Below are 17,306 nucleotides of genomic sequence, written 5' to 3' on the forward strand. Positions count from 1 at the left end.
ACGATAAGGCATGGATTTTGCTTTATTTCTTAAAATACAATACTATGATTAGATCTCTCCTCCTACTTATTTGTTTAAGCACCACTATTAACGTTCTGGCTGTACAAAATGACACTTCTGCTTACCAGGTACAAAGATTAAAAATAAACAGCTTACTCGCAGAGCGGAGTGCCAGATTCGGGCAGTACGATTTAAGTCTCAGTGCAAGAACAGGAATTTTTGGTTTACAGACAAAAAACGACCTGAAGAACTCCAATGAGATTTTACGCAGTATTATTCTGAATGACAATAATATTTTCAGAGAACTTAAGGTACTGATGAATTATAAAGACCAGGAAGTACAGCAGGTTCACAGCAACGCTAACAATACCGCAAAAAGAATTGAAGCTTACATGCTTACGATAAAAAAACTGCAGGATCAGAATGAGGAACTTAAAGCAAAAACAATAGATATCGCTGCAAAAGAGAAAAAGGAAACCTATACCATCATCTTTGCAGCATTGATTATCATTGCCGCTATAATTTTCTTCTACAGCAGAGCCCGTAAAAAAGTCAGAACCAGCTAAGCAGGTTCTGACTTTTCAGTATGCATACAATAATTAGTCAGTATCCCAACCAGAAACTTAGGTTCTATCCATGTAGATTTCGGTGGCATAACTTTATTCGCATCCGCTACATTGATAATCTGCTCCACTGAAACCGCATATAAGGTAAATGCAACAGCATAAAGACTGTTATCTACCATTTTCCGGATCTCCGATAAAGCTGTAATACCACCTTCAAAAGTAATTCTTGCATTGGTACGCGGATCATCAATTCCCAGCACCGGTCCTAACAGCTGATTTTGAAGGATACTTACGTCCAGTAACTCTACAGGATCATTAGCATCATAAGTATGAGGTTTAGGATATAATACATACCATTGTGCGTCCAGGTACATTCCTATCTGATGCAACTGTTCAGGATCTACCGCTTTATCTGATTTTTCAATAGTAAAACTATCAGTCAGCCGGGCAAGAAAATCCTTTACACTCAGGCCATTCAGATCTCTAACCAGGCGGTTAAACTGCAATACCCTGATCTCATCAGTATTCATAAATACAGTAGAAAAGTAATCCATTTTTGACATTGCTGCCGCACGATGATGACCATCAGCAATATAAACAGCATCAATCCCTTCAATTTCCTGAGTAATCAAGTCTATATCTTTCTGATCATCAATCAGCCATACTTTATGTACAGTCAGGTCAGTAAAGACAAAATCAATCACCGGTAATTCCTTAATATATTTTTGGGTGATCGTTTCAATTGCTTCCACAGGATGATAAGTGATCAGTACCGGGTTAGCATCCAGGCCTGTATTCTGTAAATAATCAGCCAGTAGTTTTTCTCTTCTTTCTACTGTTAATTCATGTTTTTTAATGCTGCCATCAAGATAACTCCGTACATCACTTAAAGTCCATAAACCAGTCTGTGTAAACCCATTATGATGCACCTGATAAATATAATAACAAGAGCGGTTTACAGGAATCAATACTTTTCCGTTTACAAAAGTATCAAAGTTTTCAGCGATTTTGCGAAAGACAAGATCCTGGTTCATGTCACGCAAATAAGCATGATCAAGTGCCGGACTGATTAAATGAAGGAAACTGTAATTATTTTCTGAGGCAATTAATTTTGCCTCACCTGTACTATAATATTCCAGCGGTCTAGTAACCACTGAAGACTGCAAATGTGCAGCAGGAATAAGCGCTGAAAATGGCTTTACTAAAGGCATGAAATAGATGTTATTTGGTTTGGGACCGAATATAATCAAATCCCAAACCATTTAACTTATTTTCATTAGTATATAATTGACTTTTAACGGCAATGAAACTATCATATGCTACCGGATTATATTCACTTCGGTTTATACCCTGCTGCACATGATGGTTTCATCAGTATAATAGCCGCTTAATTTTTAAAATGTGCTATAATCAGTGAGGCTAATTCTTCACCAATACGCTCCTGTGCTTCATTGGTTGCTGCACCTATATGTGGAGTCAAAGAAATTTTCGGATGCTTTAAAATAGCTTCCAGCGGAGTCGGTTCATTATCGAACACATCCAGTCCGGCAAAAGCAACTTTACCACTGTCAAGCGCATTAATTAATGCTGGTTCATCAATGGTACCACCTCTTGAACAGTTTACGATACCCACACCAGGTTTCATCTGGTCAAATTCTGCTGCGCCTAATATCGGACGATCAGCAAAAGGCGTATGTAAAGTAATGAAATCACTGTTTTTAATCACTTCTTCCAGGCTCACTGTTTTAACAGGAATATCCAGACTTAAATCACCCTGGAATTTCAAAGTCAGTTTACCATCAAAAGGATAAAGATCATATGCCAGTACATTCATTCCAAGACCCAAAGCCACTGTAGCTGTTTCTCTTCCTATTCTGCCAAAGCCAATAATACCCAGAGTTTTACCACGCAGCTCAATACCTTTAGCGTAATCCTTTTTCAGCTTATTAAAACTAACAGCACCTTCCACAGGCATTTTACGGTTGGCATCCTGTAAGAAACGGATACCGGTAAACAAGTGAGCAAATACCAGTTCAGCAACTGACAAAGAAGATGCAGCAGGTGTATTCACAACTGCACGTCCCTGCGCTCTGGCATAGTCTACATCAATATTGTCCATCCCTACTCCACCTCTGCCAATCAGTTTCAAACCCGGGCAGGCGTCAATTACATCTTTGCGAACTTTAGTTGCGCTTCTGACAGTAATGGCATCATAGTTTTGCAGTGCTTCAATCAGTTTATCCTGAGCAACAGTTTCCGTATCTACAATAAAACCGGCTTCTTCTAATAATCGTTTTCCGATAGGATCAATCCCATCGTTTGCAAGTATCTTAATCATTAAATTTTATTTTTGGTGTTTCTCTGCAAAAACCTGCATTAATTCCACTAGTCTGTGAACACTTGTAATTGGTAAAGCATTATAAATAGAAGCTCTGAATCCGCCGACACTTCTATGTCCTTTCAGGCCTTCAATGTCGTTTTCTTCTGCAAATTTCAGGAATGGTTTCTCCAGTTCAGGATTTTCCATTACAAAACAGATATTCATTCTTGAACGGTCCTCTACTGCGGCAGTACCTTTAAAGAGTGGATTTCTATCTATTTCAGCATATAAAGCATGTGCTTTGGCATTATTTTCTTTTTCTATCTCTGCAACACCACCCTTTGATTTTAACCATCTCAGATTCAGCATAGCTACATATATAGCAAAAACAGGAGGAGTATTATACATTGAACCGCCTTCAATATGTACTTTATAATCTAACATAGAAGGGATTTTATTGGTTGTTTTACCTAAAATCTCATCTTTAACGATTACTAAAGTAGAACCGGCAGGGCCGATATTTTTCTGTGCACCAGCATAGATCAGATCATATTTTGAAACGTCTATCACTCTGCTCATAATATCAGATGACATATCACATACAACCGGTACTTTAGTATCAGGCAGACTGAACATTTCAGTTCCATAAATCGTGTTATTCGAAGTGCAATGGAAATAAGTACTGTCTGCAGGAATAGAATAATCTTTAGGAATATAATTAAAGTTAGCGTCTTTCGAAGAGGCTACAACATTGGCAGCACCAAAGTTTTTCACTTCTTTGATAGCCTTATTTGCCCATACACCTGTTTCCAGGTAACTTGCTGTTTGTCCTTCGCTCAGCAGGTTCATCGGAACCATGGCAAACTGCAGACTTGCACCTCCCTGTAAAAATAAAACAGAGTAACCTTCCGGTACATTTAATAACTCTTTAACCAATTTAACAGCTTCAGCTAATACGGCTTCAAACTCTGGTGTACGATGGGAAATCTCTAAAATAGAAAGTCCATCCTTAAAATCTAAAACGGCTTGCGACGCCTGTCTAAACACTTCCTGAGGTAAAATACAGGGGCCGGCTCCAAAATTATGTCTCATTTTATATGCTAATTAATTATTGTAAATGTAATTGTTTTATCCAGATAATATTGGGGTTTTTGAAATATACTACCGAAATAATAGGTCTTATATACTACTGACAGATGAAGCAGATTCCAGCTTCATTGCTGCAATCATTTCCAAAGGAGATTCAGCGCCAAAAATAGCGTTCCCGGCTACGAAAACATCAGCACCTGCAGCCAGCAGATCACTCAGATTATTTATACTTACCCCACCATCTACTTCGATCAGCAATCCCGGATTAACCAGAGCTGCCATCCCTTTAAGTCTTCTGATTTTCAACAGTGTATTTGGAATAAACTGCTGGCCTCCAAAACCCGGGTTTACAGACATAATCAATACCATATCCAGCATTGGCAGTATATCAGTCAGTAACTCAACAGGTGTATGCGGATTCAGTGCTACACAAGCCTTTGCTCCTGCTTTATGGATTGCCTGAATAGTTTTATTTAAATGTACACAAGCTTCATAATGAACAGTAATCATATCAGCACCGGCAGCTACAAACTGTTCTATATACTGATCCGGATTTACAATCATCAGATGCACATCCAAAGGCTTTGCAGCATGTTTTTTAATGGCTTCCATCACAGGAAAACCAAAGGAAATATTCGGTACAAATACACCATCCATAATATCTACATGAAACCAATCTGCCTTGCTGGAATTAATCATTTCGACATCACGTTGTAAATTGGCAAAATCAGCAGAGAGTACAGAGGGGGCAATCAGGTGTTTCATTGTTCTAATTGTTTATTATTGATGAAGTAAATATAAAAAAATAACCTGTCTGTAGCGTAGATTTAGAGAGATAAAAGCTATATTGATTGTAAAAACAGAAACATAATTCTCTATGAACGATATAATTCGGGAGTTCCCTTTACTGGAGACTCAGCGGACCAGCTTAACTGAAATAACCCCGATCCATCAGACAGATCTTTTCAACTTATTCACTGATAGTCGTGTAACTGAATTTTTCCCCGTCATCAAATTCAAAGAAATTAAGGATATACTTCCGGTCATCAGACTTTTCGCAGAAAACTTTGAGAAAAATACGGCAATCAGATGGGGTATCAGACTCAAAGAGGCAGATGAATTAATCGGCACTATAGGATACAGCGGCTACAAAGCCGGACATCGCTCCTCTTTAGTATACGCGCTGAAACCTGCATACTGGGGTAAAGGTATCATGTCAGAAGTCATTTCTGCAGTCGTAAAATTTGGTTTTCAGCATTTACAGGTAAACAGAATTGAGGCCGAAACACTACCTGGAAATATAGGCTCAGAAAAGATACTGCTTAAATCCGGATTCAGGTTTGAAGGTCTGCTCAGAGAGTGGATGCACTGGAACGGAGCCGATTATGATGTCAATATGTATTCCATACTTAAAAAAGAGTTTCCAGACCAGATCATATAAAGCCAAACAATATTCTGTGACAAAACTATGACAACACATTTACAAAATATAAAATCGTTAAGCGGTAACATTCAGAATAATTTACTGAATATTACCACTTAATCAATTAATATACTTTTATCTTATAATTTGCATTACGTTCTCCCTTGAGCCCATGAGTTCGGGAAGCCACAGTTGAACTGTTTATTCGAAATTTCTAGAATCAGAATTTACTGGGAAATTGGTATTAGAAGTTGGAGTTTCCGGAAAATCTGACCTATAATATTCAACATAAACGCAAAAAAACCGTATCCTGAGTAACAGCAGGCGACGGTTTTTTTTATTAACTACAAATGACCGCTATAGTTTACTATAATTATACCGCTTTAATTTCCAAACTTTATACGATCTTTAATCAAGACTGTTTAATATTTACAGGCTAAAATTATCTCCTGAAAAACGGTACGCTAATGTACACCACCTGTCCGTTATCGAACGGTTTTAAATTTACAATGAACAAAAATCATAGTTTATCCTGTCAAAAAAGGACATAAAAGGTAATGGCATACGTTTAGCTTCGTGCATAAAAAAATATTAACCCCAAAAAGATGTTTAAACTCGACCTGAAAATAGCATTACGCAGTCTCTGGAAAAATAAAGGATATACACTAATCAATGTTGGAGGCCTGGCAATCGGATTAGCCAGCTGTATGATATTACTGCTTTATGTAGCTTATGAATGGAGCTATGACAGACAGTTTACCAACTTTGATAAAACCTATGTAATTTATAATAATGCTAAAACCGATACACAAACTTTTAGCTGGGCATGGACGCCAAATGGCATGGCCGATGAGGTAAAAAGTAAAATACCGGGCGTAGCTTACACTTCACGCTCATCATATCCGGAGGAAGCCTTACTGAGTAATGGAGAAAAGAATTTCAAAAAGAAATGCGTTTATACAGACCCGTCTTTTCTGAAGATATTCGATTATAAGGTTATTAAAGGAAATCAAAACCTGGCTTTAAACAATATCAATTCTGTTATTTTAACCAAAACACTGGCAAAAAACCTGTTCGGCGATGAAGACCCGATCAATAAGACAGTAAAATTAGAGAATACCGAGGTTTTAAAGGTTGAAGCAGTCATTGAAGATGTTCCGAAAAACAGCAGCATCCAGTTTGATTATCTGATGCCCTGGTCTTTATTCTTAAAACAACATCCCTGGGCAAAGGAAATAAATTTTGGTAACAACATGTGCCTGACCGTAGTTCAGCTCCAGAGTAATGTTTTCTTTGATAAAGCCAATAATCAGATCAGGGATATCTATAGAAATCATATCAAAAATGCAACCAATACGGCATTGCTTCATCCTCTATCAAAATGGCATTTGTATGGTAACTTTGAAAATGGTAAATCAGTTGGCGGTAAGATAGATCAGCTCAGAATATTTCTCATACTGGCATTCTGTATCCTCCTTATTGCCTGTGTTAACTTCATGAACCTTTCCACTGCCAGATCAGAAAAAAGAGCTAAAGAAGTTGGCGTCAGAAAAACAATCGGCTCTTCAAGAACTGCACTGGTCGGGCAGTTCTTGATAGAATCCACTTTGCTTTCTTTTATGGGAATGCTGGTTGCATTTATTTTAATGGAGATGAGCCTTCCCTATTTTAACACCCTACTCAACATTGAGCTTGTTATCAACTACCAAAACTGGACATTCTGGGCAGTTCTGGTTGGCCTGACGATAATTACTGGTCTTATCGCAGGCAGTTACCCGGCATTTTACCTCTCCTCTTTTGAACCCGTTAAGGTACTCAAGGGCTTTAGTACTGCGGGTAATTCTTCACTCTCGACAAGAAAGGTTTTAGTTGTCTTTCAGTTCGTATTTGCCGCCTGTTTAATCATTTGTACTGCAGTTATTTACCAGCAGCTCAATTTCATTAGAAACAAACCAATTGGTTATAATAAAGCTGGTTTAATACAAATACCCATACAGGGAAGCCTTACCAATCATAAGAAATTAACTATATTAAAAGAACGACTACTCAAAACCGGAGCAGTGACAGAAGTAAGTTATTTTAGCAGAAGTATAAATGAAGGCGGAAACAATACATTTGATGTTAGCTGGCCTGGTAAAAGTCCAAATGAGGATGTGCTGTTTAATAACCGTGATGCAGGTGAAGACTTTGCCAGAACCATAGGTGCCGAAATGGTGGCCGGCAGGGACTATTCTTCCAAATTCACTGCTGATTCCACCAGTATTGTAATTAATGAGGCCGCAGTCAAAGTCATGGGATTCAAACAACCTGTCGGGCAAATTATAAATATTTACGATAAGTCTTATACAATAATTGGTGTCATGAAAGACTTCGTCATGGAGTCACCTTATAATAAGGCTGCGCCTATGTTTATCACCAATCAAATCGAAGGAGTCAAATTTGTAATTGCCAGACTGAATCCTGCTCAGAATATCAGTACATCAGCAGACCAGATTGACAATGTTTTTAAATCCCTCAACCCTAATTTCCCGGTAGACAGAGTGTTTGTCGATAATAGTTTTGAACAGAAATTCCAAAATGAAAGATTATTAGGAATTCTATCCAACTGGTTTGGTGGTTTTGCTATTTTCATCTCCTGTCTGGGCTTATTGGGCCTGGCATTATTCATGGCGGAACAAAGAAGAAAGGAAATCAGTATCCGTAAAGTTTTAGGTGCAAGTACCCTGAATATTTTAACACTGCTCAATAAAGACTTCATTAAACTGGTAGGTATTGCTAACCTCATTGCATTTCCAATTGCCTATATCCTGATCAGTAAATGGCTGTCAGGTTTTGAATTCAAGGTAGGGATTACAATCGTACCTTTTACTCTGGCCATTGGTTTATCGCTGATCATCGCTATTATAACGGTAAGTGTACAATCTGTTAAAGTAGCCAAATCAGCTCCGATAGACGCACTGAAACACGAATAATAAAATCATAATCACAAAAAAAGCCTCACAAAATAATTGTGAGGCTTTTTTTGTGATTATGAACCTTATGCAGGCTTATTTTCCTGGACACCTTCCGGTTTTGGAGGACGAGGCAATAAAGCTTTTCTTGAAAGTTTCATTTTACCCTGTTTGTCAATGTCTAATAATTTAACCTGGATTTTGTCACCTTCTTTAAGGACACCATCCATAGTTTCCAGACGTTCCCATGCAATCTCAGAAATGTGCAGTAAACCATCTTTACCTGGCATAATCTCAACGAAAGCACCAAATGGCATGATAGATTTAACTTTACCATCATAAGTAGCACCTATATCCGGTTTAGCGGCGATTGCATTGATACGTTTAACAGCAGCATCAATCGCGGCTTTGTTATCAGCAAAAATTTCAACGATACCTTTGTTACCAACCTCTTCAATAGAGATAGATGCGCCGGTTTCGCGTTGCATTTCCTGAATGATTTTACCACCCGGGCCAATTACAGCACCGATAAATTCTTTGTCAATGCTCAGAGATACGATACGCGGAGCGTGATCTTTATAATCTTCACGGGGAACAGCGATAGTTTTCGCCATCTCATTTAAGATGTGTAAACGGGCTTCATTAGCTTGTTTCAAGGCAGCAGTTAAAACCTCCCATTTCAAACCATTGATTTTTAAGTCCATCTGACAAGCAACGATACCTTTTTCAGTACCAGTTACCTTGAAGTCCATATCACCTAAGTGATCTTCATCACCAAGGATGTCAGTAAGGATTGCATATTTACCAGTTTTCTCATCAGTAATTAATCCCATTGCAATACCCGATACCGGAGCTTTGATTTTAATACCTGCATCCATCAGTGCTAATGTACCAGCACAAACAGTAGCCATAGAAGAAGAACCGTTAGATTCAAGAATATCAGAAACGATACGGATTGTATAAGGATTTTCTTCCAGTCCCGGTAATACTTTTCTTAATGAACGCATAGCCAGGTGACCATGACCAATTTCACGACGGCCTGCACCTCTGTTCGGGCGAACCTCACCAGTAGAGAATCCAGGGAAATTGTAGTGCAATAAGAATTTATTATATCCATTGATGAAAGCACCATCAATCATTTGCTCATCATCTTTAGAACCTAAAGTAACCGTAGTTAATGATTGAGTTTCACCACGTGTGAATACTGCAGAACCGTGAGCAGAAGGTAAATAACTAACCTCGCTCCAGATAGGACGTACAGTACGTACATCACGACCATCTAAACGCATACCTTCGTCTAAAACAAGGTTACGGATAGCGTCATATTGTACATCGTGGAAATATTTTTTAGCTAAAAACGCAGTTACAGCATCAACTTCTTCACCAAGAGTTGCTACGAAAGCAGCTGAAATCTCAGCAAATTTCTCCGTACGCTCATGTTTTGCAGTCTGGCTTTTAGCTACAGCGTAAACCTGATCATAAGTAGCAGCATAAACCTGCTCTTTTAATTCAGGGTTGCTGTCTTCATGAGAATATTCACGTTTTTTTGTTTTACCAACTAATTCAGTTAATTCTTTTTGAACTTTAACCTGAACGATGATCGCTTTATGAGCAAATTCGATAGCTTCAACCATTTCTTCTTCAGAAATTTCATCAGCTTCACCTTCAACCATTACGATATCATTCTCAGTACCAGCCACTAAAAACTCTAAAGTAGCACGTTCTAAGTCACTAACATATGGATTGATCACTAATTGACCATCAATTTTAGCAACACGAACTTCAGAGATTGGTCCGTTAAAAGGAATGTCAGAAACAGCGATGGCAGCTGAAGCAGCTAAACCAGCCAGTGAATCCGGCATTATATTTTTATCAGAAGAGATCAGTGTGATCATTACCTGAGTATCAGAGTGATAATCTTCAGGGAACATTGGACGTAAAGCACGGTCTACCAAACGTGAGATTAAAACCTCATAGTCTGATAATCTAGCCTCACGACGTAAGAAACCACCTGGAATACGACCAGCAGCCGCATATTTTTCCTGGTAATCTACAGATAAAGGTAAAAAGTCAACACCAGCTTTAGCACCTACTGAAGAAACTACAGTAGCTAAAAGCATTGTGTCACCCATTCTTACCACAACTGAACCATCAGCCTGTTTAGCTAATTTTCCAGTTTCAATTTCGATGGTTCTTCCATCGCCAAGATCGAACGATTTTTTTATTACATTCATTTACAAATTGTTGCGGTGTGTTTTCCTCTTTGGACACACCAGATTTATATATATATTTTTATTCTTCAATTAAAAAAGCCATCCTTTAGAATGGCTTTTCTTGATATTTTAACGCTTATTTACTATCTCTTGTCGAACCTAATGGTTTGATAATATCTCTTAAACCTAAAGATTTAATGATAGCACGGTAACGGTTGATATCTTTTTTAAACAGGTAAGCCAAAATACCACGGCGTTTACCTACTAATTTTTGAAGAGACAATTGAGTAGAGAAATCTTTACGATTTTTCTTCAAGTGTTCTGTTAAGTGCGCGATACGGTAAGTGAATAACGCTACTTGTCCTTCTGCAGATCCTGTGTTAGTTTCTACTTCGCCGTGTTTTTTGAAAATGTCGGCTTTTACTTCTTTACTTAAATACATTGCTTGAATTATACTAAAGTGTATATTGATTAATTAATTAGGCGCAAAGATAGTGTAAGTTTTCAGGATAACCATCTATCCTGATAAATTATTTCTGTAAACAGCCCTCAAACTTTACTTTTGCAGGATGGAAAAGACGGAATACAGCATATTTGAGACAGCATTACAGGTAAGACCCGATGATATAGACATGTTTAATCACGTCCATAACAGTAAATATTTTGATTATGTACTGGCTGCGCGTTACGATCAGATGGAGAAATTCTATAAAATGCCTATGGAGGAATTCCTGAAAAGCGGTTTCGGGTGGGTTGTCCGCACTGCACACGTAGACTATAAAAGACCTTTGATTCTGGGAGATCAGCTTAAGATAAGAACTGGAATACTGACGATCAATGAAAAAGGATGCCGTGTTCAGTTTGAAATAGAAACCGTACGCACCGGCAAAATAGCATCAGATGGCTGGTTTGATTATGTACTAATAGATACCACTACCGGAAGAGGCTGTAAGGTTAGTGAAGAAATGATTAAAGCCTATAGTGTATAAAGAAAAACACCCTGTATAAATATAATTTATTATTACATTAGGATAATAATTATATGACTACAAAACAAAGCCATTCAGCCAGTAAGGCCGGCAAAATCTTCGACTTACTCAAACAAGCTGTTCAGGGTAAAGAACTTGACTTTACTCAGGGCAGTATGCGCAGAGCCGTTTTATTACTGGCTATTCCCATGATGCTCGAAATGATCATGGAATCCGTATTCGCATTAGTAGACCTTTATTTTGTAGGCCATCTTCACAATAGCAGTGAAGCCATACAAACAGTAGGTTTAACAGAATCAGTACTGACCATTATCTATTCTCTTGCCGTTGGGATGAGTATGGCAGCAACAGCAGTGGTTGCCAGAAGAATCGGAGAAAAAGATCCGGCTGCAGCTGCAAAAGCAGGTATGCAGGCGGTACTGGTCGCTGTGGTATTTAATATATTACTGAGTATAGCAGGTTTTATTTATGCCCGGGAGATTCTGATGCTCATGGGCGCTTCGGCAGCAACAGCTACGGCCGGCACCCCATTTATACAGACAATGATGTGCGGAAGTACAATTATTGTTTTGTTATTTCTGATTAACGGAATCTTCAGAGGTGCAGGAAATGCTGCCATAGCGATGAAAAGTTTATGGGTAGCCAATCTGGCCAATATTATCTTATGTCCGATATTAATTAATGGATTTGGACCAATACCGGCTTTCGGTTTAACCGGCGCTGCCATAGCAACTACTATAGGCCGGGCAACCGGTGTCTGTTATCAGTTGTATCAGTTGATTAAAGGAAATGGTCAGTTAAAAATAAAGCTGGCTTACCTCTACCCCCACTTCAAACAAATCACTGCCTTACTTAAAATTGCCGTTCCAGCGATATTCCAATTCGTTATCGGGTCATGCAGCTGGATTTTTCTGGCACAGCTGGTTGCCACTACAGGCGGGGATCATGGTTCAGCGGGTTATCAGACGGCATTGAGATTAATGATGTTTTTTATGCTGCCAGCCTGGGGTTTAAGTGGTGCTGCAGCAACACTGGTAGGACAAAACCTCGGAGCGAAAGATCCTAAACGCGCTGAAGACTCTGTCTGGCAGACTACAAAATATATTTTAATCTATATGGCCATAGCCATGATACTCACATTACTGGCCGGGCACTACTTCATTTCATTTTTCACAGAAGACACCTTAATTCAGGGTGTTGCTTCCAGGGCACTGAATATTATGAGTATGGGATTTTTGTTCTATGGAATAGGCATGGTCATGACAAGTACCTTTAACGGAGCCGGAGACACAACAACACCAACACTGATTAACTTCTTTGGTTTCTGGTTATTTCAGATTCCGCTGGCCTTTATTCTGGCAAAACATTTCAATTTGGGGCCGGATGGCGTGTTCGTAGCTATCCCGGTTTCCGAAACAGGAATTGCTATTGCAGGCTATATCTTATTCAAAAAAGGCAACTGGAAAACCAAACAGGTTTAACCTTATATTGATGATCGTATAATTTCTGTTTTAAAACAGAAATTATACGATTGCTGAATTATGCAGATTTAATGAAATTTGCAGGATCATCACCACTACCTGGTATATAACCCAAACCCGGTGTTAACCAATGTAACAGTATTACTCTTGAATATCTGTAGTTAAACGGAGAACAGATAAAAACTGTTAACAGCAGAATACCTACATAATACCATAGATTATCATAAACAAGCGGCAGGCCTAAAACATAAGTAGCTACACTCGCACTAATCATTTCTGCCACATTCATTGCGTAACTGATAAACATTGCAACGTAGAAGAAACCAGGTTCTCTCTCAAAACGCAGATTGCAATGTGGACAATACTCATTCGTGATTTGTCCTTTGAACGAAAAAGAATACATTTTACCACTAAAAATATTTCCCTGTCTGCATCTTGGACATTTACATTGAATGACGGCTTCTAACTTTGTAATAGGTGCCATAAACTTTAATTTTATTCGTAATAATTAATATACAAAATTAATCATTATAATACATCCTTTTTATGATCTATATCATATCCTGCCTTAACAATTTTCCCTCTTACCAGTTTAAGGTCTCCAACTGCGGCTAATTTCTTTATTGTTCTGATTACAGTTTCCACTCTCAGACCGCTCATATCTGCCAGTGTTTGCCTGGTTATATTCAAAGCAGCCCCGTTATCCAGATCCAGGCACAGATAATTGATCAGTGTAAACAATCTGTGTTCGGCCTGTTCGTTGGCCAGTTCTTCAAGCATCATAGATTTGTAAAACAATCTTTTACTCATCGTCATAATCAGATCCATACTAAAAGACCTGTTCTGATCAATCATTTCAAGAAATGCAGCTCTGTCCAGCTGGATCACTTCAGTATCCTTTGAAGCTATCGTATAAGCCAGGTAAGGACGGTCCAGCAGTAATGCAGGTTCTCCGAAATGCTGCTTTGACTTAAATACGCCCTGTATAAACTCTCTTCCATCCCGATTAACGGTAGCCATCCGGACTTCCCCGTTTTTGATGAAATAGACATATTTCGGTTGCTGCCCCGGCTCATACACTACTTCGCCCTTTTTATAAAAGGTAGTTTTAAAATTCCGATCTGTTAAATACTGAATATACATTGAGCAATTTTAACCAATAGTCTCTTTAATCAGTTTGGTATAGAAATCATTTAGTTTCAGTCCGAAAGCAGCGACCTGCTGAGGGATGAAGCTCGTTACTGTCTGTCCCGGGATCGTGTTGATTTCAATAAAACAGAAATCACCTTCATCACCAGTTAAAATAAAATCAATTCTCACTACCCCTCTGCAATTGAGCTTAGCATAAACAGCTGTTGCAATCTCTTCCACACGTTTACGGGTTTCAGGGCGCAAAGGGGCCGGCGTTGTTTCAACAGCAACACCAGGAGTATATTTTGCTTCGAAATCAAAGAATTCTTTAGCCGTCTCCACTTCAGTAGCAGGCAGTACTGTGATTTTTCCATCCAGTTTAACTACACCAACAGTAAACTCGCGTCCTTCAATAAACTCTTCAATCAGAATCTGGTTATCCTCTTTAAAAGCCTTATCAATTGCTGTTTGCAGATCATACTGGTTTTTCACTTTGCTCATGCCGATACTGCTGCCGCCATTGTTCGGTTTTACAAAATATGGAAGCTTAAGCGAGCTCTTGATATCAGAAAGATTATAAGGTGTTTCCTTAAAAATCTGAACAGATTTAGCGATATGTAAATTTGGAATATCCTGCACAATTGCTTTGGTATACCCCTTATTCATGGTCACGGCAGAAGTCAGCGCATCACAGGTTGTATAAGGCAGTCCCAGCATATCAAAATATCCCTGCAATTTACCATCTTCACCCGGAGCGCCGTGAATTGCAATAAAAACCCCGTCAAAAGTGATCTTTCTTCCATTATAAAGTACAGAAAAGTCATTACGGTCTACCTCTATCCTGACAGAATCAACAGGCTCATAAAACCAGCCCTGCTGAGTCAGCATGATTTTATAAACATCAAATTTATCAGGATCAAGATTATGTGCGATAGTTGCGGCACTTTTCACAGAAATCACCCATTCCCCTGTTGTCCCTCCGGTTATTAACGCTATTACTTTTTTCATTATTTTTATTCTTGTTTTGTCGGTTATTTATATTTCACCAGATGCTCAGGCGCACCAGATGTTTTTAAGGCCGGTGAAAGTGTCGTGTACTAATTACAGATGCACTACGTTTAGTGTAAGCTGCACCTGACACTTTCATCCTGAATATTTCTGATTAATCAAATTAACGATAAGATATGGCTCAAAAATATTAAAATAGTTTATTCAGATCTCATTTAAATTCCGATAAAATATAATTTTAGTCTAAATTTGAGCCAAATACTACGTACACAAAATAAATAAATGGCAAAATTCATTTCCTACTTACAAACTAAATCATTCAGAAACAACCTTTTCGCTGCCATCGCTACTGTAGCTGTGCTTCTTTTCGTTGCATTTTTCAGTTTGCGTTATTATACCAAGCATGGTCAGGGATTAAATGTACCGGCAGTAAAAGGCCTGTCTTTTAATCAGGCTGTAACCAAATTAGAAGATCTGGGTTTACGTTACGAAGTAGACTCTGTATATATAATGGATATGCCACCGGGAACTGTAATTGATCAGGATCCAGAAGCCAATACTTTTGTAAAAGATAACCGTACAATTTATCTGACTATCAATACAGCGCAGGCACCAAATGTTAAATTCCCTGACATCCAGTTTAAATCTTTCATAGAAGCACAGGCTATAATCGCCAGTTTCGGATTAAAAGTTGGAGATACCGTATATAAAGCAGATGTCAGCAGAGATGTTGTGCTGGAAGTTTCATTTGGCGGATCAGCTATAAAACCAGGGGATGTAATCCCGAAAGGTTCCAAAATAGACTTGCTTTTAGGTGATGGACGTGGAAACGAGGATGTAGAAATTCCAACTCTTTTAGGTTTCACCAAAGACGAAGCTGTGTTCTCTTTAAAAGGTTCAAATCTTAAACTGGGAACGATAACCTATGATGGCAATATTACTGACACTGCAAATGCCGTTATCACTGCACAAAGCCCTGCTCTTTCAGATTCACTTTCAAAAGTTAAAATCGGAACAGCAGTAAACATTACCCTGTCTAACAAGAAATAAGCGCATAAATCAGAATTTCAATTTTCTATGACAACTGAAACCACCAAAGAAATTAAAAAGAGCACTAAAATCATATGGGCTGCAGTTTTAATCCTGCTCGTTGCAGGCGCATTTTACGGTCTGAAACTTTATAAAGTTTACTTCGCTCCCAACATCAGCGGTAAAGAGCAATATCTGTATATCAAAACAGGTTCTACGATAGATGACCTGTATAAAGAGATCAAGAGTAAAGACTTGCTGACTGATGTCGGAAGTTTTAGTCAGGCAGCAGTAAAAATGGATCTGGAACAACGTTTAAAACCTGGTCGCTATAAACTGGCTAAAGGAATGAATAACCGCAGTCTGATTAACCTGATCAAGGCTGGTAATCAGGAGCCTGTTAAACTGAAGTTCCATAACATCAGGAAAAAAGAAGAATTTGCAGCTTATCTTTCAAAGAGCCTCGAAGCAGATTCCCTAACCTTTTTAAAGGTACTGGATTCAGCTGCGCTGGTAGAAAAATACGGTTTCACCCTTGATAACAGCTATACCATGTTCATCCCGAATACCTATGAGATGTACTGGAATACCACTCCGATTGAATTCTTTAACAGAATGCAGAAAGAGTATGATAAATTCTGGACTGCGGCACGTAAACAAAAAGCAGCAGCTTTGAATTTAACTCCTCAGCAGGTAACTATTCTGGCGTCAATAGTTGACGGAGAAGCTTTATACGACAAAGAAATGCCTTCTATTGCAGGTCTGTATCTGAATCGTCTGAATAAAGGCATTTTACTACAGGCAGATCCGACTGTAATTTTCGCCAATGGTGATTTCACCGTGAAAAGAGTAACCGGACCATTATTACGTGTAGATTCTAAATACAACACCTATAAATATGCAGGTTTGCCTCCGGGTCCGATCATGATGCCAAGTATCAATGCTATTGATGCCGTGTTAAACCACGAGCACAACAATTATATATATATGTGTGCTAAAGCTGATTTCTCCGGTTATCATGCATTTGCGGAGACTAAAGCACAACATGAAATCAATGCAAAAGCATACAGAGCAGCGCTGGATAAACGTAACATTTTCAAATAGGC

16 protein-coding genes are annotated in these 17,306 nt (G+C 38.5%); 7 read left to right on the top strand and 9 right to left on the bottom strand.

The window, feature by feature from the left end:
• Positions 1-44 precede the first annotated feature (44 nt).
• Entirely contained in the window at positions 45-566 is a 522-nt protein-coding gene (locus PL_RS03790; RefSeq protein WP_041887061.1) for a hypothetical protein, read from the top strand.
• On the opposite strand, the gene PL_RS03795 is transcribed toward PL_RS03790, so the two are convergent.
• The 4 genes from PL_RS03795 to rpe all read right to left on the bottom strand — a co-directional run bounded on the left by PL_RS03795 (position 563) and on the right by rpe (position 4,740).
• Entirely contained in the window at positions 563-1,777 is a 1,215-nt protein-coding gene (locus PL_RS03795; RefSeq protein ID WP_041887063.1) for a DUF1015 domain-containing protein, read from the bottom strand. The genes PL_RS03790 and PL_RS03795 overlap by 4 nt on opposite strands.
• Before the next feature lie 176 nt (positions 1,778-1,953).
• Positions 1,954-2,904, bottom strand: coding sequence for a D-2-hydroxyacid dehydrogenase (locus PL_RS03800; protein ID WP_200890822.1), 951 nt, complete (start codon positions 2,902-2,904; stop codon positions 1,954-1,956).
• Positions 2,905-2,910: 6 nt separating this feature from the next.
• A complete protein-coding gene (serC, locus tag PL_RS03805) occupies positions 2,911-3,978 on the bottom strand; it encodes a 3-phosphoserine/phosphohydroxythreonine transaminase (protein WP_041887065.1) in 1,068 nt (355 codons plus the stop codon).
• A gap of 87 nt (positions 3,979-4,065) precedes the next feature.
• Complete coding sequence (gene rpe, locus PL_RS03810) at positions 4,066-4,740, bottom strand: ribulose-phosphate 3-epimerase (protein ID WP_041887068.1); 675 nt, start codon at positions 4,738-4,740, stop codon at positions 4,066-4,068.
• 112 nt (positions 4,741-4,852) lie between these two features.
• Here rpe and PL_RS03815 point away from each other — a divergent pair, with 112 nt between their 5' ends.
• Together PL_RS03815 and PL_RS03820 are read left to right on the top strand one after the other, a co-directional pair.
• Positions 4,853-5,416 carry a GNAT family N-acetyltransferase gene (locus tag PL_RS03815; protein WP_041887070.1) on the top strand — a complete coding sequence of 188 codons (564 nt, stop codon included), beginning with the start codon at positions 4,853-4,855 and terminating at the stop codon, positions 5,414-5,416.
• A gap of 587 nt (positions 5,417-6,003) precedes the next feature.
• The gene (locus PL_RS03820; RefSeq protein ID WP_041887071.1) at positions 6,004-8,370 is read left to right on the top strand and encodes an ABC transporter permease; all 2,367 of its coding nucleotides are present in this window, start codon (positions 6,004-6,006) and stop codon (positions 8,368-8,370) included.
• Positions 8,371-8,435: 65 nt separating this feature from the next.
• Here the strand turns inward: PL_RS03820 and pnp are convergent, their stop codons facing one another.
• Together pnp and rpsO are read right to left on the bottom strand one after the other, a co-directional pair.
• Positions 8,436-10,583: a polyribonucleotide nucleotidyltransferase gene (pnp, locus tag PL_RS03825; RefSeq protein WP_041887073.1), complete on the bottom strand. Its 2,148-nt coding sequence runs from the start codon at positions 10,581-10,583 to the stop codon at positions 8,436-8,438.
• A gap of 115 nt (positions 10,584-10,698) precedes the next feature.
• Positions 10,699-11,004, bottom strand: a complete 306-nt coding sequence (rpsO, locus tag PL_RS03830) for a 30S ribosomal protein S15 (protein WP_041887075.1) — start codon at positions 11,002-11,004, stop codon at positions 10,699-10,701.
• A gap of 127 nt (positions 11,005-11,131) precedes the next feature.
• On the opposite strand from rpsO, the gene PL_RS03835 reads away from it, so the two are divergent.
• A complete protein-coding gene (locus PL_RS03835) occupies positions 11,132-11,551 on the top strand; it encodes an acyl-CoA thioesterase (protein WP_041887076.1) in 420 nt (139 codons plus the stop codon).
• Between the two features lie 53 nt (positions 11,552-11,604).
• Positions 11,605-13,032 (top strand): MATE family efflux transporter, encoded by a 1,428-nt coding sequence (locus PL_RS03840; protein WP_052496632.1) that lies wholly within the window; start codon positions 11,605-11,607, stop codon positions 13,030-13,032.
• A 58-nt stretch (positions 13,033-13,090) separates the two neighbouring features.
• On the opposite strand, the gene PL_RS03845 is transcribed toward PL_RS03840, so the two are convergent.
• Genes PL_RS03845 through PL_RS03855 form a run of 3 tightly spaced genes read right to left on the bottom strand, consistent with a single transcriptional unit; the run spans position 13,091 to position 15,171 of the window.
• Positions 13,091-13,516: a hypothetical protein gene (locus PL_RS03845; RefSeq protein WP_041886541.1), complete on the bottom strand. Its 426-nt coding sequence runs from the start codon at positions 13,514-13,516 to the stop codon at positions 13,091-13,093.
• A 44-nt stretch (positions 13,517-13,560) separates the two neighbouring features.
• Positions 13,561-14,175, bottom strand: coding sequence for a Crp/Fnr family transcriptional regulator (locus PL_RS03850; RefSeq protein ID WP_041886542.1), 615 nt, complete (start codon positions 14,173-14,175; stop codon positions 13,561-13,563).
• A gap of 9 nt (positions 14,176-14,184) precedes the next feature.
• Entirely contained in the window at positions 14,185-15,171 is a 987-nt protein-coding gene (locus PL_RS03855; RefSeq protein WP_041886543.1) for a D-alanine--D-alanine ligase, read from the bottom strand.
• Positions 15,172-15,453: 282 nt separating this feature from the next.
• Between PL_RS03855 and PL_RS03860 the strand changes: the two genes are divergently transcribed.
• The gene (locus PL_RS03860; RefSeq protein ID WP_041886545.1) at positions 15,454-16,221 is read left to right on the top strand and encodes a PASTA domain-containing protein; all 768 of its coding nucleotides are present in this window, start codon (positions 15,454-15,456) and stop codon (positions 16,219-16,221) included.
• 27 nt (positions 16,222-16,248) lie between these two features.
• Positions 16,249-17,304 carry an endolytic transglycosylase MltG gene (gene mltG, locus PL_RS03865; RefSeq protein ID WP_041886548.1) on the top strand — a complete coding sequence of 352 codons (1,056 nt, stop codon included), beginning with the start codon at positions 16,249-16,251 and terminating at the stop codon, positions 17,302-17,304.
• Positions 17,305-17,306: the final 2 nt, after the last annotated feature.

Source organism: Pedobacter lusitanus (assembly GCF_040026395.1).
Classification (GTDB): Bacteria; Bacteroidota; Bacteroidia; order Sphingobacteriales; family Sphingobacteriaceae; genus Pedobacter; species Pedobacter lusitanus.

Excerpts from the sequence above, each read along its gene's own strand:
- PL_RS03790 (WP_041887061.1), top strand. The coding sequence starts at position 45 with ATGATTAGATCTCTCCTCCTACTTATTTGTTTAAGCACCACTATTAAC.
- PL_RS03795 (WP_041887063.1), bottom strand. The coding sequence starts at position 1,777 with ATGCCTTTAGTAAAGCCATTTTCAGCGCTTATTCCTGCTGCACATTTG.
- PL_RS03800 (WP_200890822.1), bottom strand. The coding sequence starts at position 2,904 with ATGATTAAGATACTTGCAAACGATGGGATTGATCCTATCGGAAAACGA.
- serC (WP_041887065.1), bottom strand. The coding sequence starts at position 3,978 with ATGAGACATAATTTTGGAGCCGGCCCCTGTATTTTACCTCAGGAAGTG.
- rpe (WP_041887068.1), bottom strand. The coding sequence starts at position 4,740 with ATGAAACACCTGATTGCCCCCTCTGTACTCTCTGCTGATTTTGCCAAT.
- PL_RS03815 (WP_041887070.1), top strand. The coding sequence starts at position 4,853 with ATGAACGATATAATTCGGGAGTTCCCTTTACTGGAGACTCAGCGGACC.
- PL_RS03820 (WP_041887071.1), top strand. The coding sequence starts at position 6,004 with ATGTTTAAACTCGACCTGAAAATAGCATTACGCAGTCTCTGGAAAAAT.
- pnp (WP_041887073.1), bottom strand. The coding sequence starts at position 10,583 with ATGAATGTAATAAAAAAATCGTTCGATCTTGGCGATGGAAGAACCATC.
- rpsO (WP_041887075.1), bottom strand. The coding sequence starts at position 11,004 with ATGTATTTAAGTAAAGAAGTAAAAGCCGACATTTTCAAAAAACACGGC.
- PL_RS03835 (WP_041887076.1), top strand. The coding sequence starts at position 11,132 with ATGGAAAAGACGGAATACAGCATATTTGAGACAGCATTACAGGTAAGA.
- PL_RS03840 (WP_052496632.1), top strand. The coding sequence starts at position 11,605 with ATGACTACAAAACAAAGCCATTCAGCCAGTAAGGCCGGCAAAATCTTC.
- PL_RS03845 (WP_041886541.1), bottom strand. The coding sequence starts at position 13,516 with ATGGCACCTATTACAAAGTTAGAAGCCGTCATTCAATGTAAATGTCCA.
- PL_RS03850 (WP_041886542.1), bottom strand. The coding sequence starts at position 14,175 with ATGTATATTCAGTATTTAACAGATCGGAATTTTAAAACTACCTTTTAT.
- PL_RS03855 (WP_041886543.1), bottom strand. The coding sequence starts at position 15,171 with ATGAAAAAAGTAATAGCGTTAATAACCGGAGGGACAACAGGGGAATGG.
- PL_RS03860 (WP_041886545.1), top strand. The coding sequence starts at position 15,454 with ATGGCAAAATTCATTTCCTACTTACAAACTAAATCATTCAGAAACAAC.
- mltG (WP_041886548.1), top strand. The coding sequence starts at position 16,249 with ATGACAACTGAAACCACCAAAGAAATTAAAAAGAGCACTAAAATCATA.